At 69.0% G+C, this 19923-nt stretch carries 16 protein-coding genes; 9 read left to right on the top strand and 7 right to left on the bottom strand.

All coding sequences use genetic code 11. The annotated features are described in order from the left end of the window. Positions 1-6: 6 nt before the first annotated feature. The 4 genes from ABFS34_05885 to ABFS34_05870 all read right to left on the bottom strand — a co-directional run bounded on the left by ABFS34_05885 (position 7) and on the right by ABFS34_05870 (position 4691). Complete coding sequence (locus tag ABFS34_05885) at positions 7-930, bottom strand: glycosyltransferase (GenBank protein MEN8374963.1); 924 nt, start codon at positions 928-930, stop codon at positions 7-9. A 13-nt stretch (positions 931-943) separates the two neighbouring features. Continuing rightward, positions 944-1738 carry a sugar transferase gene (locus tag ABFS34_05880; protein MEN8374962.1) on the bottom strand — a complete coding sequence of 265 codons (795 nt, stop codon included), beginning with the start codon at positions 1736-1738 and terminating at the stop codon, positions 944-946. Between the two features lie 302 nt (positions 1739-2040). Further along, positions 2041-3168, bottom strand: coding sequence for a HAMP domain-containing sensor histidine kinase (locus ABFS34_05875; protein MEN8374961.1), 1128 nt, complete (start codon positions 3166-3168; stop codon positions 2041-2043). Further along, positions 3165-4691 (bottom strand): sigma-54 dependent transcriptional regulator, encoded by a 1527-nt coding sequence (locus ABFS34_05870; GenBank protein ID MEN8374960.1) that lies wholly within the window; start codon positions 4689-4691, stop codon positions 3165-3167. The genes ABFS34_05875 and ABFS34_05870 overlap by 4 nt, the downstream gene beginning before the upstream one ends. A gap of 398 nt (positions 4692-5089) precedes the next feature. Between ABFS34_05870 and ABFS34_05865 the strand changes: the two genes are divergently transcribed. Next, positions 5090-7360, top strand: a complete 2271-nt coding sequence (locus ABFS34_05865) for a polysaccharide biosynthesis tyrosine autokinase (GenBank protein ID MEN8374959.1) — start codon at positions 5090-5092, stop codon at positions 7358-7360. Positions 7361-7397: 37 nt separating this feature from the next. Here ABFS34_05865 and ABFS34_05860 read toward each other — a convergent pair whose 3' ends face one another. Continuing rightward, positions 7398-8243, bottom strand: a complete 846-nt coding sequence (locus ABFS34_05860; protein MEN8374958.1) for a response regulator — start codon at positions 8241-8243, stop codon at positions 7398-7400. A 687-nt stretch (positions 8244-8930) separates the two neighbouring features. Between ABFS34_05860 and ABFS34_05855 the strand changes: the two genes are divergently transcribed. The 6 genes from ABFS34_05855 to ABFS34_05830 all read left to right on the top strand — a co-directional run bounded on the left by ABFS34_05855 (position 8931) and on the right by ABFS34_05830 (position 16218). Beyond that, complete coding sequence (locus ABFS34_05855; GenBank protein MEN8374957.1) at positions 8931-9698, top strand: SLBB domain-containing protein; 768 nt, start codon at positions 8931-8933, stop codon at positions 9696-9698. Positions 9699-9923: 225 nt separating this feature from the next. After that, on the top strand, positions 9924-10871 hold the full coding sequence (locus tag ABFS34_05850) for a ribose-phosphate pyrophosphokinase (GenBank protein ID MEN8374956.1): 948 nt from the start codon (positions 9924-9926) through the stop codon (positions 10869-10871). Between the two features lie 27 nt (positions 10872-10898). Next, the gene (locus ABFS34_05845; protein ID MEN8374955.1) at positions 10899-11603 is read left to right on the top strand and encodes a 50S ribosomal protein L25/general stress protein Ctc; all 705 of its coding nucleotides are present in this window, start codon (positions 10899-10901) and stop codon (positions 11601-11603) included. A 27-nt stretch (positions 11604-11630) separates the two neighbouring features. Further along, a complete protein-coding gene (gene pth / locus ABFS34_05840; GenBank protein MEN8374954.1) occupies positions 11631-12194 on the top strand; it encodes an aminoacyl-tRNA hydrolase in 564 nt (187 codons plus the stop codon). 81 nt (positions 12195-12275) lie between these two features. Continuing rightward, positions 12276-14438 carry a sodium-translocating pyrophosphatase gene (locus ABFS34_05835; protein MEN8374953.1) on the top strand — a complete coding sequence of 721 codons (2163 nt, stop codon included), beginning with the start codon at positions 12276-12278 and terminating at the stop codon, positions 14436-14438. Between the two features lie 301 nt (positions 14439-14739). Beyond that, the gene (locus tag ABFS34_05830) at positions 14740-16218 is read left to right on the top strand and encodes a serine hydrolase domain-containing protein (protein MEN8374952.1); all 1479 of its coding nucleotides are present in this window, start codon (positions 14740-14742) and stop codon (positions 16216-16218) included. Between the two features lie 4 nt (positions 16219-16222). Here ABFS34_05830 and ABFS34_05825 read toward each other — a convergent pair whose 3' ends face one another. Then, positions 16223-16993, bottom strand: a complete 771-nt coding sequence (locus ABFS34_05825) for an SRPBCC domain-containing protein (GenBank protein MEN8374951.1) — start codon at positions 16991-16993, stop codon at positions 16223-16225. Continuing rightward, positions 16990-17301, bottom strand: coding sequence for a metalloregulator ArsR/SmtB family transcription factor (locus ABFS34_05820; GenBank protein MEN8374950.1), 312 nt, complete (start codon positions 17299-17301; stop codon positions 16990-16992). The genes ABFS34_05825 and ABFS34_05820 overlap by 4 nt, the downstream gene beginning before the upstream one ends. 135 nt (positions 17302-17436) lie before the next feature. Between ABFS34_05820 and ABFS34_05815 the strand changes: the two genes are divergently transcribed. Together ABFS34_05815 and ychF are read left to right on the top strand one after the other, a co-directional pair. After that, positions 17437-18630, top strand: a complete 1194-nt coding sequence (locus tag ABFS34_05815; GenBank protein ID MEN8374949.1) for a M20/M25/M40 family metallo-hydrolase — start codon at positions 17437-17439, stop codon at positions 18628-18630. Positions 18631-18717: 87 nt separating this feature from the next. Further along, complete coding sequence (gene ychF, locus ABFS34_05810) at positions 18718-19827, top strand: redox-regulated ATPase YchF (protein MEN8374948.1); 1110 nt, start codon at positions 18718-18720, stop codon at positions 19825-19827. The last annotated feature ends 96 nt before the right edge of the window (positions 19828-19923 follow it).

Here is a 19923-nt window from a genome sequence, read left to right as displayed (position 1 = left end):
GTGGTTCTACCTGGTCGAACCGGAGCCCTGGCGGCTTCGCCAGGCGCCTCTCAAGTAACCCAATACCCTGGCCATTTTCCAGCGGGGCATGAAGCGATCCACCGGCTCGCCGCGCCGAAGCAGGGCGGCAAGGCGTGCCAGCCCGGTCTCCGCCAGCGCGCGCACGGCCCACCGCGGCACCCCGAACCAGCGGATCAGATTAGGACTCGCGTGCAGGCCCTCCGAAATGCCGTTGCGGTGCGCACGCCGTACTGTCCACGCCGGGGAGCACCGCTCCTTGGGCACCCAATGCCAAACGCGCGCATCCGGCACGTATTGGAGGCCCATGCCGGCCGTTACCATGCGCCGCTGCATGGCCGTCTCCATGCCCGTCGGGCTGTCGTTGGAGCGTCCGCGGGCACCGGGGCCCAGGTCCGCCGGCGCCCCACCCAGGCGCAGCGCCGGCTCCGCGAACGCCGCCCAGTTGAAGCCCAGGAACCAGCGCCAGTCGGAGACGCTCCAGTCCCACCCCCGGGCCGAGTACGGCAGGAATTCGAGCAACCACGGGGGAGGTGCTTCCTCGTAGTCGATCGACACCGGGCCTCCGTAAAAGAAGTCCGGGCCGTGCTCCGCGGCTGCTTCCACGTAGGACGTGAGCACGTTCGTTCCTATGCGCACGTCGTCGTCGAAGAACACGACCAGGCCGGTCGCTATCGACTCGAGCCCGAACTGGGTGGCGGCGCCCTTGCCGCGTTGCGCCAGGTGATGACACTCGATGGGGAGCCTGTCGGCGAACCTGGCGCATACCTCGGGGGCGCTCCGCGAATCCCCGTTCTCGACCACCACCACGCGCCGCAGCCCGGATGGAAGACGAGCCTCCGCAACGCTGTCCAGTGTGCGTTCCAGGAGGCCCGGCCTGTGCGCGGTGGCGATCAGGACGCTTAGGTCCACCCGCGTTCGTCCCTTACCACGCTCCGAGTCGCAGCAGTACCACGGGGAACGTGCGCACCATGATACGGAAGTCCTCCCCGAGCGACCGGCGTCCGATGTACTCCAGGTCGTACTCGAGCTTGCGGCGCACGTCCTCCAGCGACCGATCGTAGTGCTGGCTGATCTGCGCGAGACCGGTGATGCCCGGCGGGACTCGCTGGCGGCGCGGGTATTCGCCCAGCGTGCGGCGCAGCTTCTGGAAGATCGCGGGCTGCTCGGGGCGCGGCCCCACGATGCTCATCTCGCCCTGGAGGACGTTGATCAACTGCGGCAGCTCGTCCAGGCGGAACTGCCGGAGGACGCGCCCGATGGGCGTGATTCGCGGATCGTCCGGCGCGGCCCACGCCTCGGCTACGTTGCCCGGCGTGTGGACCATCGTCCGGAACTTGTAGATGCGGAAGAGGCGGCCCCCGTAATCGACGCGGCGCCGATCGGCGAAGCGATGGTCTCCGGGGATACGACGGTCCAGCCCGACCCGGAGCTGTGAATAGAGCATCGGACCCGGCGACGTGAGCCTTACGAGCAGCGCCACGAGCGCCATGACCGGCAGGCCCAGGATCAGTAGGGACCACGCCACGACGAGGTTGAGGGCGCGCACGGTGCGATCGGCGCCCGGGGCCCTGCGGCCGGCGCTGGCGGTCGCGGCCGGCGCTCCTTCCATGCCGCCGCCGTTCTCGACGGCCAAGAAGCCACCGAGACTCTCGGCGCGGGCGCGGGCGTATTGGCCGGTGCCCGCTTTGGGGAGGTCCACGCTGTCTGAAAGACGCATCCGTATTCGACTCAGGGGTCGTACTGCACTCGAACCTGACTTGCCTTGCAATCGTCGTGCGCGACGGTGGCGACTTCGCCCCGGTCGCCAATCAATCGTGCCATCTCCTTGCCAGATACCGGCTTGGAACGGTTAGGCCGAAACTCTCACGGCCCGCTTCGGCGACGCACGGAGACGGCGCCTGTGGCTCCCGTTCCACACCTCTGGCCCGATCCGGTGCAGCCCAATCGTGCGCCACCGAGCCGGTCGCCTCCACTCGGACGCAAGCCGCCCCGTGTTGCATGCGCGCACGCGCTAGACGATCAAGCGTCCCCGCGCGTCACATCTTGGACCCCGCCGGCGCCCACCGGTACCGGACTGTCCACGGCGGGGAGCACCACCGCAAAGCGGAACCGCGTGCCCCACTCTGGGCGCGACTCCACGTCCAGCTCGCCGCCCATCGCCTCCACCAGCTTGCGGGACGCGGCAAGACCGAGACCGGCGCCCGAAAACGTGTAGCCGCGGCGCCCGCGCACCCTCCGGAACGGCTGAAAGAGCCTGCGCTGGACCTCGTCCGGGATCCCGGGACCGGTGTCGCGGACGCTGAACCGTACCAGCCCGTCGTCGGCCTCGGCGGCGACCACCTCTACGTAGCCCTCCTCGGTGAACTTCAGCGAGTTCGAGGCGAGGTTCAGCAGCACCCGCCGAAGCGCCGCGGGCTGCCCGGACCGCAGGTCCCCTTCGGGCGCCGACATCCGCACCGTGAGCCCCTTCTCCTCGGCCATCGGGCGGACGATGTCGTGCAGCGACGACAGCAGCTCGCCCAGCGAAAACGGAACCGGCTCGGGCTCGATGAGATTGCCGCCGCGCGCGAGCTCGATGATGTCGCTTGCCATGGAGATCAAGCGCAGCGCGGCGCTGTAGATGATGCCCAGCTGGCGCTTCTGCGTTGCGTTGACCTCGCCGCTGTGCTCCTGCCACAGGACCTCGGCCAGGAACAGCACGGACGCCAGCGGAGAGCGCAGGTCGTGGGCGATATCGACGGCCAGGTCGAGCCCGTCGGGTTCGCTCAGGCGGGACGAGAAGTGCGCGCTCCACTCCGCGTCCCACGCCTCCCGCAAGCGCTCACAGCGGCGCATCAGATCGAGCGTCGCGGCGGCGTCGACCCCGGCGGGGTCCGCGCCCCCGAGAAGCTCGCCCCGGAGCAGATCCAGGGCGCGCTTGCGCAGCGCCGATGCGGCGGGCATTTCGGCGCTGGGGTCGGCCACGGCGGCGGCCACGAGCGCGACCTCATGGCGCAACTCGTCCGCGTCCTCGACGTCGCCGAGTTCGCTACGCCAGCGCATCACCACGCGCTGGGCCGCTGCTGCGATAGCCGGTTCCCCTACCGGGGGCCCAGCCCGTTCGGCGTCGGACACGGCTTCATCCCCGACGCCACCCCGATCGCTCATCTGGTCTCGGCGTTGTCTGCCGTCTTGATGATCGTGTCTCGCTGCAACCCGTGCTTCTCCATCAGGCGATACAGCGTCGTCCGGTCCACGCCGGCGATGCGCGCCGCCTTGGACATGTTTCCGCCGGCCTGGTTCACGAGCCAGACCAGGTACTCCTGCTCGAACTCCGCCAGCACGCGCTCGCGGGCGTCGTGGTACGGTTCGGAGACTATCTCGGGCCCGTAGCGTTTGCGCTGGGCGCGCCCGTCAGCTCCCGACGACTCCGCGAACGGGAGATCCTCCGGACCCACGTCGGTGCCGGCGTCCAGAAGGATGACGGAGTGCTCCATTACGTTCTGCAGCTCGCGCACGTTGCCGGGCCAGCTGCGCCCCTGCAGCGCCCGGATCGCCTCGTCGTTCAACGTGGGCACGGCCGATCTGCCGTCGCGGTGGCGCTTCCAGTAGTGCCCCAGAAAGTGTCGCGCGAGCACCGGGATGTCCTCGTGCCGGTCGCGCAACGGCGGCACCTCCAGCGGCACCACGCGCAGCCTGTAGTAGAGGTCTCGTCGCAGCGCGCCGCTGTCCACTGCCTCGATGGGATCGCGATTCGTAGCAGCGAGGAAGCGCACGTTGACCACCGCGTCGGTGGTGTTGCTGCCCACCCGGCGCACCACCCCGTCCTGAATGACGCGCAGCAGCTTGGCCTGCGTCGGCATGGACATCTCGGTGAGCTCATCCAGGAACAGCGTGCCTCCGTTGGCCGCCTCGATCAGGCCGGGCTTGTCCTTGACGGCGCCAGTGAACGAGCCCTTGATATGCCCGAACATCTCCGACTCCAGCAGCCCCTCGGGAAGCGCCGCGCAGTTGAGGGAAACGAGCTCCCGGCTGCGCCGCCGGCTGTGGTGGTGAATGTACTGGGCGACCAGCTCCTTACCGGCGCCGCTCTCTCCCACGATGAACACAGACGCGTCCGTCGGCGCCACGCGCCGCGCCAGGTCCATCATCTGCTGAAACACCGGCGAGGAGCCAATGATGGGTAGGTCGGCGTTGCCCGAGGACACTGCGTGTTGATCGTCGGGCGGCTCCTCCGTCTCGCTCTCCTTTGCCACCAGGACGGCGTGGGCAGCTCGCCCTATCAGGATCTGTAGGTGCGCCGCCGAGAAGGGCTTGGGCAGGTAGTCCCAGGCACCCAACCGGAGCGCTTCGATGCTCGTCTCCACGCTCGGATTGCCGGTCATCACGATCACGATCGTGGCCGGGTGCGTCTCCATCGCCGCATCGAGAATGTCCATTCCGGACACCTGGGACATGTAGAGGTCCACCAGGACGATGTCCCACTTCTTGCGGCGGACCATGTCGAGGCCGTCCTCACCGCGACCGCAGGTGGTGACCGTGTAGCCGTCGGTGACCAGTATGCTCTCGCAACCGTCTCTCAGATTGCGATCATCATCCACCAGCAGGACGCGCAGGTTGGCCTTGTCCTCGGGGTCCAGGGCGAGCAAGCCCTGCACGTCAGCCGGAGACTGGGCGTCTGATAGGCTCATCTATTCGCTATACTGTCTGTGATAAGCTCGGCCTCCGCTCGAGGCCGGGCCGGCTCGCTCGACGTAGAGGAGCCGTTGCTGGGAGAGGGTAGCCAAGGTGCGGGCGTTGCACCGTCGCGTCAAGGCATTCTTGCGGCGGTTGTTGCGACAGCTCAACACGAAGTCGGCGGGCTCGGCAGTCCGAAGGCGGTACGCTTGGCTCCAAATGGCCCCACTCGGGGTAGATTCCCAGCGGTATCACCCTTGCTATCGAGGGCGGCGGTAATCCTTCGTCCAACCCGATCCGGGGGACCCGGTTGATGGAACAGAACAGGAACCTTCCCACTCCGCATGGCGGCCCCGCGCCCTTACAGCCGCATGATGCCGAATGGCCGCCCGAAGGGCCGGCGCGCCATCCGGTGGAGGATGAAGGCCTCGACTGGCGTCGCTACGCGGCCGCCGCCCTGCGATACAAGTGGCTGATCTTCGGCCTGACCGCGCTGGGCGCGGTGGCGGGAGGCGTGGTCGCGTGGAACATGACGCCCATGTACTACGTGGAGGGCAAGGTCTGGATCGAGGAGCCGCCGCGCGGCGGACGCGGGCCGATCGAGGCCCGCCAGCCGCTCGAGAGCTACGGGTGGGTGGAACTCCTGCAGACGCATGCCGTGCTGGACGGTGTGGTGCGTGACCGCAGGCTAAACGTGGGCACCGCGGCTCCGACCGACACGGTCATCATCCCCCACATCGACATGACGGAGGCGTTCCAGCCGGGCGCGTACTCGCTGACGGTCGACCGGTCCGGAGCGCGCTACTCCCTGCTCGACGGAGCCGGGGCCGTGATCGACAGCGCGGCGCTCGGCGAGCCGGTGGGCGCGGAGCGCGGCTTCACGGTGCAGGCCCCCAGGGGCGCGCTGGAGCCCAGCGGCGCTTACGGCTTCCAGCTCTTCCGCACGTTGGGCGCGGCGCGCAGCCTGGCCGGCGCCCTCGACGCCACCGTCGTGCGCGACGGCAACTTCATGGTCATCTCCCTCGAGGGCGAGGAGCCGCGCGCCGCCGCGGCGACGCTGCAGGTGGTCCTCGACGAGTTCGTAAAGACGGCGGCCGACCTCAAGCGCGCCCGCCTGGACGAGCTGACGCGCATCATGGAGGACCAGCTCACGTACGCGCGGGACAATCTGGGCGAGGCGGAGCTGGCGCTGGAGAGCTTCCGCGCCGTCACCATCACGCTCCCGTCGCAATCCGGGGCGCCCATCGCCGGGGGCGTGCAGGCAGCACAGGATCCGGTGATTCGCAACTACTACGAGCAGCAGTTCGAGCTCGATCAGGTACGCCGCGATCAGGACGCCATCCGGCGCGCCCTGGGCGGCGAGACCGCCGCCGGCCTCGGGTCACTCGAGATCGTCCCGTCGGTGCAGGATACGCGCGAGCTGACGCTGGCCCTCACGGACCTCGCCGCCAAGCGCGCGGAGCGCAGGGCGCTGCTGCAGCAGTACACGGACGAGCACCCGCAGGTGCAGGAGGTCACCGGCCAGATCGCGTCGATCGAGGCCAGGACGATCCCGGCGCTGGCGCAGGGCGTGCTCAACAGGCTGTCGGCTACCGAGTCGGACCTGCAGAGGCGAATCGGCACGGCCTCGGCGCAGATCCGTCGCATCCCGGCGCGCTCCATGGAGGAGCAACGGCTGGTGCGTAACCGCGACATCGCGGACAGGATCTACCGGAACATCCAGTCCTCCTACGAGGAAGCGCGTCTGGCCGCGGTCAGCAGCATACCGGACATACGCCAGCTCGATCCAGTCGCGGTGCCGATCCGGCCCGTGAACGATGAGCGCATCCGGATGTTCCTCGTGATCCTGCTCGGCGGGCTGGCGCTCGGCCTGGTGGGCGCGTTCCTGCGGGACCAGTTCGATCCGCGGCTGCAGCATCCCGACCAGGTGCGGCAGATGGGACTGCCCATCCTCGCTGCCATTCCGCACATCCATAGCCCCAAGCAGCTCGGCAAGTTCGAGAACGCGGCCGAGCTGGTGGAAGCGTTCCGCAACGTCCGTCTCAACGTTTCCTTCGAGAACGGCAACGGCGGGCCGGTCATGCTGACCGTAACCAGCCCCGGCAGCGGCGACGGCAAGTCGTTCGTGTCCGCCAACCTGGCGCTCGCCTACGCAGAGTTGGGCCGACGCACGCTGCTGGTGGACGGCGACACGAGGCGAGGCGCGCTGCACCGCATGTTCGGCATCGAGCGCAAGCCCGGCCTGCTGGACTTCTTGGACGGTACGGCCACGCTGAGTGAGGTGATCAAGCCGACGCCCTACCCGGCGCTCGACCTGCTGCCTGCGGGTACGCGCCTGAGTCGAGGGCCGGAGCTGCTGAGCACCACGCGCCTGACCGATCTCCTCGACGAGTTGCGTGGCCGCTACGACACCATCCTCGTGGACAGCCCGCCGCTCGGCGCTGGGGTGGATCCGCTGGTGCTCGCCACGGCAACGCGCAACGCGCTGATCGTCCTTCGGACGGGCAGCACCGACCGGGAAATGACGGAGAGCAAGCTCGACAACCTCGAGCGCTTCCCGGTCCACGTGATGGGCGCCGTGGTGAACGACGTCGCCGCGGGCCGCCTATACGGGGGTTATGAGATCTACGGCTATCTGCCGGGCTACGAGCCCCACGACGAGGCGCCCGCGGGCGTCGGCTGATAGTCGGCGGAGGCGTGGGTGGCGCTGGAGAACCCGCCTACGCCTCCACGGCCCGAGTCGCCAGCGTGATCATTTCGCTCGGGTCGGCCGGGGCCTGACCGGCGTCCGACACGGCCCACACGCCGGTCCGCAGAGCGGCGGCGGTCCCGGGCTCCAGCGCGCCCGACAGTCTACGCGCGAGGCCGCGCGCCCCGCTGTCGTCGGTGTCGGTGGCGAGGATCGCCAGATGCGCTTCGTCGACCCTCCCCAGGACATCCGAGCGGCGCCCCACCTCGAGAAAGACGGTCGCGACCGCCGACAGGTCCGGCGCCTGGCCGTCAGCCAACTCAATACCTGACGCCCCCGCGCGGTCCGCCTCGAACACGACGCACGCGAGCGGCTGCTCCATGCGCCGCGCGAAAGCGGCGATCTCCGCGCTCCTGCGCAGCAGCCCGCGCATGTTGTAGAGACCCGTATGCGCGTCCACGAAGCCCTCGCCGCGCGCCGCGTCGGCGTCGCGCTTGGCCCCCGCGTAGACGCTCAACCGAGCGCGCAGCTCCCTCGGGTCGACCGGGAAGGCGAGGACGTCCCAGGCGCCTGCCTCGAGCGCGGCGATGCGCTCGGCGCGCGAGGGAGGAGTAGGGCTGAGCAGGAGAATCGGCGTGCTCGGGGGGACGGCGCTGGCCTCTCGTAGCCGGCGCGCCACCGACACCCCCGTCTCGTCGGGGAGGTCGGTGCCCAGTAGCACCACGTCGGGTCGGGTCGCGGCGGCGTGGGCCAACAGCCGGGCCCCGCTCTGCGCGCGCTCGACGGCGAAGCCTGAGGGAGTGAGGACCGACTCCACGGATCGGGTCGTCCACTCGTCTCGGCTGGCGATCAGCACCAGCGGCAGCGGTTCGGGCATCTAGGCTGTCCTGTACGGTCGGGAGAGTACCGTTTGGACTCGCCCCGCTTCGAAGGCGGGAAATCACTCCGGGGAGAGCGACTCGGTCCGTTCGCATCCCCGGCAGGTTTCGTGCGAGTGCGCGCCCGCGCGGCCCATGTGCCTACTGCGCCTACACTTTCGTGAAATCTATCCTCCCCGAGGGCACCCGCGCGTGCCGCGTCGGTCCAGCAGCCGGGGTCGACTCTGGTGCGAACCTACAACAGTGAGGCGGCTCGCCGGAAGGGTTGTTGCGGACACACAACGAAACTGGCGCTGGGACCGATCGGCGCCCCGGGCCTCAAGCGATTCTTGAACAACGAGTTAGCTCGATTCGCGGGCCGTCTCTGAGCGGTGGCTTCAGCTTTGAATGGGAAGGGCCCCATGCGACGATACCGTATGCCTGGCGAACCACGGAAGGCGAGAGCGCACGGAGGCTCCGTTGTGGTGTAATCGATGTGGCGGGTGTGGCCCCGGCGGACGCTTCCCGCGGGAGCGCACCAACGGCCGTGCGACGTCGGCGTCCTTGCGGTCCCTGTTTTGCGACGCCTGTGGCCGGGTGCGGCCGCTCTGGCTCCGGCCGCGCGACGCGGTCGAGCGGCTCGCCGCCTTCGGACTGATTTCCGTCCCGCCACGCGGGGCAGATGGTCACAGAGAGGAACTCGATCGATGAGACTCCGAATCGCAGCGCTGACGCTCGCGCTGGTCGCGCTCGCCCCGCCCGTCTCGGGGCAGGAGGCTCCGCCGGGAGCGATCCCCCGCCTCGGAGACACCCGGGACCGACTCGAGCGGGTGCTCGCCGACATCGAGCGCCAGCTGGTGGACGATGATCTTCACGAGGAGGACCGCGAGGCGCTGCAGATGGAAGCCGACGTGGTCCGCGGGCGCCTGATCGAGGGTGACTTCCACGTGGGCGACCAGGTACACCTGCTGGTGCGCAACGAGGAGGAGCTGAGCGACACGTTCACCGTGGCGCCGGGACCCGTCTTGGTGCTGCCGGTAGGAGGCGAGGTCGAGCTCGGCGGGCTACTTCGCTCCGAACTGGAGCCGCACCTCGAGGAGCACCTGACACGCTACATCCGCTCTCCGGCCGTGCGGGCGGAAGCGCTTGTCCGTATCTCGGTCATCGGCGAGGTGTCGCAGCCAGGCTTCTACGTGATCCCCGCCGACGTGCCCGTAACCCAAGCGTTTACGATGGCCGGCGGCCCCACCCGCGAAGCGAAGCTGGACGACGTGCGCGTTGAGCGTCGCGGCGACCGGGTCTGGGAGGGGGAGCCTCTGGAGCTCGCCCTGAACGAGGGCAGGACATTCGACCAACTGGGGATTCGCGCCGGAGACCAGATAGTGGTGCCGGAGCGACGGAGCACCGGTGAGACCGTGCGCATCCTGCTGATCAGTGTGCCGACCGCGATCTTCGCTCTGAGCAGACTCTTCTAGCGACTCGTGACCAGTCGCGGGCCGCGCCCCCGCGGTCCTCGCGGCGCGTAGATCGGATCGGCACCGAAGCGCCGTCGTCCCGCCCGGGGCGGCGGCGTCTTCACGTCCCGCCAGCCTCGTGCGTCCGCCCAGTTGGGCCTCGCGAGCCGCCGTTGACGGTCTTTGGCCCTCCGGCTAGCTTTTCAGGCTGTCGTGCTTTCGCACCAAACCGCGGCTGACGAGCGCATGCGAGACACATTCCGGGGACCGATGATGCTCCTCTCGGGGACGGCCAATCGGCCGCTCTCCGAGGAGATCGCCGAGCACATGGGTGTGCCCCTTGGGGACATTACCATCAAGCGGTTCGCCGATGGTGAGATCTTCGTTCGGCTGAACCAGAACGCGCGCGGTCGCGACGTCTACATCGTGCAGCCGACCCCGTCGCCGGCCGAAAACCTGATGGAGCTGCTTCTCATCGTGGACGCCGCGCGGCGGGCTTCGGCAGCGCGGATCAACGTGGTGATGCCCTACTACGGCTACGCGCGCCAGGATCGCAAGGACCAACCGCGCGTGGCGATCGGCGCCAAGCTCGTGGCCAATCTGATCGTCACCGGGGGCGCGGACCGACTACTGGGCATCGATTTCCACGCCCACCAGTTGCAGGGCTTCTTCGACATCCCGGTCGACCACCTGTACGCGTCGCCGGTGCTGTGCGCCTACTTCGCCGCCAAGAAGCTGGAGGACCTGGTGGTGGTGGCCCCGGACGTTGGCGCCGCGAAGATGGCGCGCGGCGTAGCGCGCCGGCTGGACGCGAGCTTCGCGATCATCGACAAGCGAAGACCCGCCCCCAACGTGGCCGAGGTCGTGTCCGTGGTGGGTGAAGTGGAGGGCATGCCGTGCCTGATCGTGGACGACATGATCGACACGGCTGGGACGCTGTCCGGTGTCATAGAGGCGCTGCACGAGCGGGGGGCGACCAGCGTCTTCGCCGCCGCCACGCACCCGCTGCTGTCGGGGCCCGCCGGAGAACGGCTGCAGTCGTCCTCGGTGGAGGAGGTGGTGGTCACGAATACGCTGGACGTTCCCGTTGAGCGACGTTTCGACAAACTGGTCGTGCTGTCCGTGGCCGAGCTGCTGGCACGCGCGATCCGCTATACCCACTCGAACGAGTCTGTGAGCCAGCTCTTCGACTAGGGCTCACGATATTTTTTGGAGGAAAGCATGGCGACGGAGTCCATTACGTTGATCGCCACCCCCCGCGCGGAGCGGGGCAAAGGCGCCGCCCGCAAGCTGCGTGGCACCGGCCGCGTGCCGGCGGTGGTCTACGGACGCCAGGAAGAGACCCGGGCGCTGTCCGTCGACGCGCACGAGTTGACCCTGCTGTTCAACCGGATCTCGGTGGAGAACACGATCATCGAGCTGTCCGTCGAGGGTGAGGATGCGCCCGTCAACACGCTCGTGCGGGAGGTGCAGGCACACCCCTATCGCAACGAGATTCTGCACGTGGACTTCTACCAGGTGCGCGCCGGCGAGGAAATCGAGGTCGGCGTGCCGATCCGTCTGGAAGGCACCCCGATCGGGGTGCGCGAGGATGGTGGCGTCCTCGACCACGTCATCCACGACCTCACCGTGCGGTGCGTGCCCTCCAAGATCCCGAACGTCATAGAGCTCGACGTGAGCGAGATGGTCATCGGCGATGCGTTGCACGTGAGCGACATCAACTTGCCCGAGGGCGTCACCACGCTGATCGACCTCGAGCGGACCATCTGCAGCGTCGCGGCCCCGCGCGCCGAAGAGGAGCCGGAGGTCGAGGAGGGCGAGGAAGAGGAACTGCTGGAAGGGGAAGAGGGTGCCGGCGAGCCGGAGGTCATCGGCAAGGGTGGCGAGGAGGCGGACGGTGGAGGCGAGGAGGAGTCGGCCGAGTAGGCCCGTCCTCTCGGCGGACGCGGCGGCGTGAGGGTGATCTGCGGGCTCGGCAACCCGGGCTCCGAGTACGAGGACACCAGACACAACGTGGGCTGGTGGGCGGTCGATAGGCTCAGCTACGACTGGGATATCGGCCCCTTCCGGCGAGAAGGCAGGTCGCTGGTGACGGGCGGACGCGTCGGGGATCACTACGTTCGCCTGCTCAAGCCGCTGACGTACATGAACCGAAGCGGCTCCGCGTTGGGCGCGTTGCGCGGGCTGGAGGACTTCGATCCGGGCAGCGATCTGCTCGTCATCGTGGACGACGCCGCCCTGGACGTGGGGCGCGTGCGCTTCCGCCCGGGTGGTAGCGCGGGCGGCCACAACGGGCTGAAATCGGTACAGGCGGCGCTGGGCACCACCGCCTACAATCGGCTGCGCATTGGCGTGGGGCCGCTTCCGCCCGGCCGGGACATGGCGGATTTCGTGCTGGAAGACTTCGAGCCGGACGAGGAAGAGACGGTCGCGGGCCTGCTGCCGGGACTCACGGAGGCGGTTCGTGACTGGCTGGACGATGGCGTCGAGGTGGCCATGAGCCGGCACAACAGGTAGACGCGACAACCATGAATCGCCGCGGCGCGCGCCGCGGCTGATTTTTCGAGGGCAACCACTCTGGAGGAGCTCGTGACCGACCTGACCGCCCTGGCAACGTGGTCTCCGCTGGCGGGGGCGATCGGCCTTCTGGCCGCGCTGGGCCTCTACATGTACGTGCGTAAGCAGCCTTCCGGCACGGATCTGATGCGGGATCTCGAAGCGCAGATCTACGACGGGGCGATGGCCTTCCTGCGCCGAGAATACTCGGTGCTGGCGGTCTTCCTGGTGGTCGTCGCCGCGCTGCTGTGGCTGGCGATCTCGCAGCTGACGGCGCTGGCCTACATCACGGGCGCGCTCAGCTCGATCGCGGCGGGCTTCTTCGGCATGACCGCCGCTACCCGCGCCAACGTGCGCACGTCCGCCGCGGCAAAGGACGAAGGCCAGGGCAAGGCCCTGCGCGTCGCGTTCTTCGGCGGCGCCGTGATGGGTCTCTCGGTCGCCGCGCTGGGGTTGGTCGGCGTGGGCGGCTGGTACTGGTTCTACGGCGCTTCCGCCATCTCCGGCCCCGAGTTCGTGCGTTTCGGCGAGATCGTCAGCGGATACGCCATGGGGGCGAGCTCCATCGCGCTGTTCGCGCGCGTGGGCGGCGGCATCTACACGAAGGCCGCGGACGTCGGCGCCGATCTGGTAGGTAAGGTCGAGGCGGGCATCCCCGAGGACGACCCGCGCAACCCGGCCACCATCGCCGACAACGTGGGCGACAACGTGGGCGACGTCGCGGGCATGGGTGCCGACATCTTCGAGTCGTACGTCGGCAGCGTGATCGCCACCATCGCCATCGCCGCCACCAGCCCCGTGTACGTGGCCAACCGCGCCGAGGCCGTGGCGCTGCCGCTGATCACGATCTTCATCGGCCTGCTGATGTCGCTGGTGGGAATCGCGCTCATGAAGGCCCTGGAGAAGACCAATCCGGCGGCGGCGCTGCGCAACGTGACGTTCATCGCGGCGGCGCTGTTCCTGGGCGTGATGTACTTCGTGATTCGCGGGCTGGACTTCGAGCTGGTAGACGCCGCGGCGGGGCTGACCTACCCGTCGACCGGGCCTTTCTGGGCGCTGCTCGCCGGCACGTTGGTGGGGATCCTGATCGGTCTCGTGACCGAGTACTACACCGCCTCCAAGCCCATCAGGCGCATCGCCGACGCGAGCCAGACCGGCTCCGCCACAAACATCATCCACGGCCTGGCCGTGGGCCTGGAGTCGACGGTGATCCCGGTGCTTCTGATCGCGCTGGCGATCTACGTCTCGTTCGCCGTCGCCGGGTTGTACGGCATCGGTATCGCCGCGGTCGGCATGCTGGCCACGGTGGGCGTGACCATGTCGGTGGACGCCTACGGCCCCATCGCCGACAACGCCGGCGGCATCAGCCAGATGGCCGACCTGGGGCCGGACGTCCGCAAGGTGACCGACGGCCTGGACGCCATCGGCAATACGACCGCCGCGATCGGCAAGGGCTTCGCGATCGGCTCGGCCGCGCTCACCGCGCTCGCGCTCTTCAGCGCCTACGCGTCGGCCGTGGGGCTGCGCGAGTCCGGGCTCGACATCACCGACCCCATCGTCACGATCGGGCTGCTGCTGGGCGGCGTGCTGCCGTTCTACATCGCGGCGCTCACCATGACCGCGGTGGGACGCGCGGCGGGCGGAATGGTGGAAGAGGTGCGCCGCCAGTTCCGCGAGATCCCCGGCATCATGGAGGGCACCGCCAAGCCCGACAGCGCCCGCTGCGTGGACATCTCCACGCGCGCCGCGTTGCGGGAGATGGTCCTGCCGGGCCTGGTGGCGATTTTCGCGCCGGTCGCCGTCGGCTACTTCATCGGCATCGAGGCGCTGGGCGGCCTGCTCGCCGGCGCCACCGTTACCGGCGTGCTCATGGCGCTGTTCATGGCCAACGCGGGCGGCGCCTGGGACAACGCCAAGAAGCACATCGAAGCGGGTCACCTCGGGGGCAAGGGGTCCGAGCCGCACAAGGCGGCGGTGGTGGGCGACACGGTGGGTGACCCGTTCAAGGACACCTCCGGGCCCTCGCTCAACATCCTGATCAAGCTCATGAGCGTCGTGGCGCTCGTGCTGGCGCCGTGGCTGTCGCGCGTGCACGCGGGTGACGCCGAGCCGGCCGCCGAGGCGGTGGACGCCGCGGTCGGGCTCGTGCACGCCGCGCTGGACGTGGCGCTGACGCTGGCGCACGGCCTGGCGACGCTGCTGTAAGGCTGCCTGCCCGGCGCGGCGCCGCCGTACACCGCGCCCAGTGAAGGAAAGGGGTCGCGCCCGGGAGGCGCGGCCCCTTTCCTTTTTCGCGATTCGCAACTAGTTCAAATCTCGAACGAGTTACTCATCGCCAGGAGTGGACACGTCGCGCGCGGGAACCAGTCCAGGCGCGCCCCCGCCACCGACCAACAACCTCAGCAACCGCGCCAACGAACCATCCGGCCCCTCCACCCGTCCTAGGTCGGAAGCCAATCGCAATTCACAGGGCAGATCAATGGATCACCGTACACGTGTCCGGCATGTGACCCTTGCGTTCTCGGCCTGGGCGGCGGCGACATTCTGGTTCAGCCCTGCCCACGCGCGCGCCCTGCAGGACGGACCTCCGAAGATCGATTCCGCAGGAATCGAGGCGGCTTCCGGCTTCCTCGAACGCCTGCGGGAGAGTCGCGGCATTACCGGCCTTTCGGCGGCCGTCGCTATCGACGGTGAGCTGCTCTGGTCGGCCGGGTTCGGCTTCGAGGATGCCGAGAGCGGGATCGCCGCCACGTCCGAGACCGTGTACCGAGTCGGCAGCGTCTCGAAGGTTCTGACCACTGCGGCGATCGCCAAGCTCCTGGAGCACGGGAGGCTGGACCTGGACACCGACATTCGCGCCTACGTTCCCGCATATCCCGCCAAGTCCGGCGTGTTGACGGCGCGTTTGTTGGCCGGTCACCTGGGGGGCGTGCGCCACTACCGGCTGGGCGAAACCGCGGCCCCGAAGAAGGCCTACGCGGACGTGGTCGACGCGCTCGAGCTGTTCAGGGACGACCCCCTCTTGCATGCCCCGGGAGAGCGCTGGTCGTACTCGAGCTACGCGTGGACCCTGCTCAGCGCGGCGGTACAAGGAGCGAGTGACCGCCCGTTTCCGGAGTACGTGCGGTCCGCCGTGCTGAGCCCCCTGGGCATGTCCGACACGCGCGCGGAGGTGGCGGATAGCGTCGGCGCGGCAAGCCCTCATCTCGCAGCGCTGTACGATGAGGGAGTGCGCGTCGCCCGAAACGACATCTCCTACATCTGGGCGGCCGGCGGCTACCTGTCGACCGTCGGAGACCTCGTTCGATTGGGGTCCGCCTTCCTGCCGGGCAGCGGGTTCATTGCCGACGAGACGTTGGACGTGCTCGCCACGAACCAGACCACCGTCGGGGGCGAGGAGGTTGACCACGGCATCGGCTGGATCGTGGATGCCGACCCCGATGTGGGCCGCGTGATTTACCACGGCGGCACCATCATCGGCGGGCATTCGGTCCTCTACGTGGAGCTCGAGCGCCGCATCGTCGTCGCGATTCTCGCAAACGAGTCCACCGGATTCGGCTTGATCGACGCCTACATCGTCGCCTCTCAGGTCATCGGCCGAACCGATCCGCCGCGGTTCGTGCGCGACGCGAGGAGCGTGAAGATTCGGCGGGAAAGCCGAGAGCGCCTTTTCGACGCGCTGGAGCGCTGGCAAGATGCCCTGAGAGGCGGTGACATCGACGCCGCCTTGGCGGTTGTCTCCGAGGACTTCACGAGCGCACGTTGGCGCGACAAGGCCGCTCTCGCCGAGACCCTGGCGCGCTGGTTCGCGAGCGGGCCGGTAGAAGTCGGGGGCGATCTGGGTATAGGAGTGCGCGGCATCGAGCCCGGAGCGTCTTCCGACATCAGCGGGTTCGTCCTCGGAGTCGACGGCGTTACCGAGAGGCTCATGCTGCTTTTTACCAAGCAAGGCGGCGGGGAGTGGTTGCTGACGGACGTGCGCTAGGCGCTCACCCCTTCACGCCTACCACCTCCCTGAACCTGCCGTCCGGCGCGAGCCGCGCGACGTTGTCGCCCGCGGCCACGACGGCGCCGTCCGGGTCCCTCACCCGCCAGCCGAACACCGCCACCTCGTGCGTGCGGCGCGGGGCGCCGTTTCCCTCCAGGCTGAGGCCGGGCATGAAGCGCAGCGCCGCCGAGATGTGGCCGATCAGGTCGTCGAGGCCGTGCGTGTAGCCGATCCCGTCGCGGAAGACGATGTCGTCGGTGACGCATTTCTGCAGGATCTCGCGACGCCGCTCGACGTCGGCCTCGCCCCACGCGTCGATGAACGCCTCGACACGGTGGGCGAGAGTGCCGTCGTACGTCGCGGCGGACGCCGCTTCGGTCAGCAGCGCGAGGTAGTAGCGCCAGCCCCCCCGGTGCGCGGTCGCCTGGTCCGGCGTCGCGAAGCGCTCGTGCCGAAGCGTCAGCAGCGTGCCGTCCGGCACTTCATCGAGGGTGATCGTGACGAGCGTCTCTCCCGGGGCGATGTCATTCTCGTTGTTCGCGAATCCCCACGTAAAAGCGATGCGCCGCGGAGGATCGACCTCGACCACCTCGCCCAACGCCTGCACGCCGTTGGGATACTCCACACGCATGGTGTCGCCCGGCGCGCCGCCGATGGAGCTGCCCGCGCCCATCCACGCCGCGAATCCTTCGGGCTCGGCGAGGAACGGGAACACGGTCTCGCGCGGAGCGCAGATGTGGACCGAGAAGTCCATCGAGTTGGTGCCGGTCATTCGACGTCCCTTCCGTGTTGGTCTTCGACGACCGCCTTGAGCCTCATCAGGCTGTCCTTCCACATCGCTTCGAGCGCCGGGCCGATGGGCCCGAAAGCGTCTCGGTCGGCCCTGTAGTGCCGTCGCCGCCCGTCCTTGCGGACTCGCACGAGTCCGGCCCCCCGAAGAACCCCCAGGTGCTGCGAAACCGCCCCGAAGGTGATGTCGAAGTCGGAGGCGATTTCGCCGGCGCTGCGTTCGCGGTCCCAGATGGTGCGCAGGATGCGCTGCCGTACCGGGCTGGCGATTGCGCTGAGTCGCGTAGCCATGCTACAAATTTTAGATCGAGCTAAATTAAAAAGCAACTAGCGCGCGCAGGACCCGGGGCAGGGGACCCGGATCCTGCCGGGTGGCCAGCGGTGGTGGCGTTGCCACGCGCCGGTCACAGGCGCACGTTCGCTGCCATGGATCCTTCCTTCGAGGGCGCGATCGAGTTCGCGCGCGACCTGATCCGTTTGCCGAGCCTGCCCGGGGGCGAGGGTGACGTGGCTCGACGGGTCGCCGAAGAAATGCGCGCGCTCGGGTTCGACGAGGTCGGCCTGGACGAATCGGGCAGCGCGGTTGGGCGGATCGCGGGCGGCGGCGGGCCTGCCGTCATGCTCTCCAGTCACCTGGACGTGGTCGACGCGGGCGACCCCGCCGAGTGGGAGCACCCCCCGTTTGAAGCGCGGGTCGAGGGGGGCGTCCTGCACGGCCGGGGCGCCATGGACATCAAGGGCCCGCTCGCGATCCAGACGCACGCCGCGGCGGAGTACGCGCGGAGCTTCGCGGGTGGTCCACCCGGCGACGTGATCGTCGCGCACACCGTGCTCGAGGAACGCGGCGGCTGGGGTATGAGCAGGCTGCTCGAGTCGGGCGAGGTCAGGCCGGACGCCGTGATCATAGGCGAGTCCACGCACGGCGACGTGTGCATCGGCCACCGCGGTCGCGCGGAGCTTGAGGTGCGCGTGCGCGGCGTCGCGGGGCACGCGAGCGCGCCGGAGCGCGCGGCCAACGCCCTGGCGCCGCTGGGGCGTGTGCTCGAGGCCATCGAGGCGTTCGCCGCGACCCTGGGCGGCGATCCCATCCTGGGGCCGTCGACCATCGCCGCCACCGACGTGAGCGCCCGGCCCACCAGCCGCAACGTCATCCCAGACGTGGTCACCGTGATCTGCGACTGGCGCGTGCTCCCCGGAGAGAGCGCGGAAAGCGCGCGCGGCCGCCTGGAGGCCTGGCTGCGCGAGCGCGTGCCTTTGGAGGAGCCGTACACGCTGGAGGTGGCGAACGCGAGCGAGCGGCAGCGCACCTGGACCGGTCATGAGAGGGACGGGCGGTTGTTCACTCCCGGCTTCCTGCTGTCGGCCGAACACCCGGTCGCGCTCGCCGCCGTGGAGGCGGTGGAACGCGCCACCGGCCGGCGCCCGACGCTGCGGCCCTGGACCTTCGCCACCGACGGCGGCCACGCGTGCGGCGTGCACGGCATCCCCACCATCGGCTACGCCCCCGGCGAGGAGCGGTACGCGCACACAAACGTCGAGCGCCTGCCGCTGGAGGAGGCGCGCGTGGCGTATGACGCCTATCCGGCGCTGATCGGCGCGGTGCAGCAGGCGGCGGGATAGGGGCTCCCGATGCTACGCGCGTCCCGTTAGCTTCACGCCCGCGGCCCGGGCCAGCACGCCGGGCCTTTCGCACGTCATAGACGGAACATGCCCAACCTGAAGCTAGGCATTGTGGGGCTCCCCAACGTGGGGAAGTCCACGCTCTTCAACGCGCTCACCGCGGCGGGCGCCGCGGCCGAGAACTACCCGTTCTGCACGGTCGATCCGAACGTGGGCGTGGTGGAGGTGCCCGACCCGCGCCTCGACCTGCTGAACGAGGTGATCAAGCCCAAGGCGCGCGTGCCGGCGGTCGTCACCTTCGTGGACATAGCGGGACTCGTCGAGGGAGCTTCGGAGGGCGAGGGGCTCGGCAACCGATTTCTCGCGCACATCCGTGGCGTGCACGCGATCTGCCACGTCGTGCGCTGCTTCGACGATCCCGACGTCGCCCACGTGGCAGGCATTGTCGACCCGGTGCGCGATCTGGAGATCATCGACACGGAGCTGGCGTTGGCCGACCTCTCCACCGTGGAGAAGAGGACCGACCGCGTGATCAAGGTGGCGCGCAGCGGCGACCGCGATGCTCAGGCCGAGGCGAAGCTGCTCGCGCGGCTCGAGGAGGCGCTGTCAGAGGGCCGGCCCGCACGCGAAGTGCCGACCCAGAACGAAGCCGAGCGCCGCTGGCTGGCTGAGCTACAGCTCCTCACGGCCAAGCGGCAACTCATCGTGGCGAACGTGCTCGAGGGCGATCTGCCCGAGGCCGACAACCGCCACGTGCGCGCGCTCCGTGCGGCCCTGGCCGATCGAGGAGACGACGTGGAGGTGGTGGCGCTCGCCGCGGCGATCGAGGCGGAGCTGCAATCGCTCGACGCGCACGAACGGGCCGAGTACCTGGCCGAGCTCGGCCTCGAAGAGCCCGGGCTGAACCGGCTGATCCGCGCCGGTTACCATCTCCTCGACCTGATCAGCTTCTTCACGGCGGCGGAGAAGGAAGCCCGCGCCTGGACCATCCGCCGCGGCTCGACCGCCGCCGAGGCGGCCGGCGAGATCCACTCCGACTTCCAGCGCGGCTTCATCCGCGCGGAGACCGTGGGTTGGGACGACCTCACGGCTGTCGGCTCGGAAGCCGCGGCCAGGGAGCGAGGCCTGATGCGCAGCGAGGGCAAGGAATACGTGGTGGCGGACGGGGACGTGATATTGTTTCGGTTCAACGTCTGAGGAAGTGGACAGCAGCGGGATGGACCCAAGTGGTATATCCTTCAGTACCATGACCATGTGCACATTCCGAGTCCGTCGCCGCGTCTTCGCGTCCAT

It is taken from the genome of Gemmatimonadota bacterium (genome assembly GCA_039715185.1).
Taxonomy (GTDB): domain Bacteria; phylum Gemmatimonadota; class Gemmatimonadetes; order Longimicrobiales; family RSA9; genus DATHRK01.
This window is presented reverse-complemented; position numbering and strand designations above follow the sequence as displayed.

Excerpts from the sequence above, each read along its gene's own strand:
- ABFS34_05870 (MEN8374960.1), bottom strand. The coding sequence starts at position 4,691 with ATGAGCCTATCAGACGCCCAGTCTCCGGCTGACGTGCAGGGCTTGCTC.
- ABFS34_05875 (MEN8374961.1), bottom strand. The coding sequence starts at position 3,168 with ATGAGCGATCGGGGTGGCGTCGGGGATGAAGCCGTGTCCGACGCCGAA.
- ABFS34_05845 (MEN8374955.1), top strand. The coding sequence starts at position 10,899 with ATGGCGACGGAGTCCATTACGTTGATCGCCACCCCCCGCGCGGAGCGG.
- ABFS34_05825 (MEN8374951.1), bottom strand. The coding sequence starts at position 16,993 with ATGACCGGCACCAACTCGATGGACTTCTCGGTCCACATCTGCGCTCCG.
- ABFS34_05880 (MEN8374962.1), bottom strand. The coding sequence starts at position 1,738 with ATGCGTCTTTCAGACAGCGTGGACCTCCCCAAAGCGGGCACCGGCCAA.
- ABFS34_05850 (MEN8374956.1), top strand. The coding sequence starts at position 9,924 with ATGCGAGACACATTCCGGGGACCGATGATGCTCCTCTCGGGGACGGCC.
- ABFS34_05860 (MEN8374958.1), bottom strand. The coding sequence starts at position 8,243 with ATGCCCGAACCGCTGCCGCTGGTGCTGATCGCCAGCCGAGACGAGTGG.
- ABFS34_05855 (MEN8374957.1), top strand. The coding sequence starts at position 8,931 with ATGAGACTCCGAATCGCAGCGCTGACGCTCGCGCTGGTCGCGCTCGCC.
- ychF (MEN8374948.1), top strand. The coding sequence starts at position 18,718 with ATGCCCAACCTGAAGCTAGGCATTGTGGGGCTCCCCAACGTGGGGAAG.
- ABFS34_05815 (MEN8374949.1), top strand. The coding sequence starts at position 17,437 with ATGGATCCTTCCTTCGAGGGCGCGATCGAGTTCGCGCGCGACCTGATC.
- ABFS34_05820 (MEN8374950.1), bottom strand. The coding sequence starts at position 17,301 with ATGGCTACGCGACTCAGCGCAATCGCCAGCCCGGTACGGCAGCGCATC.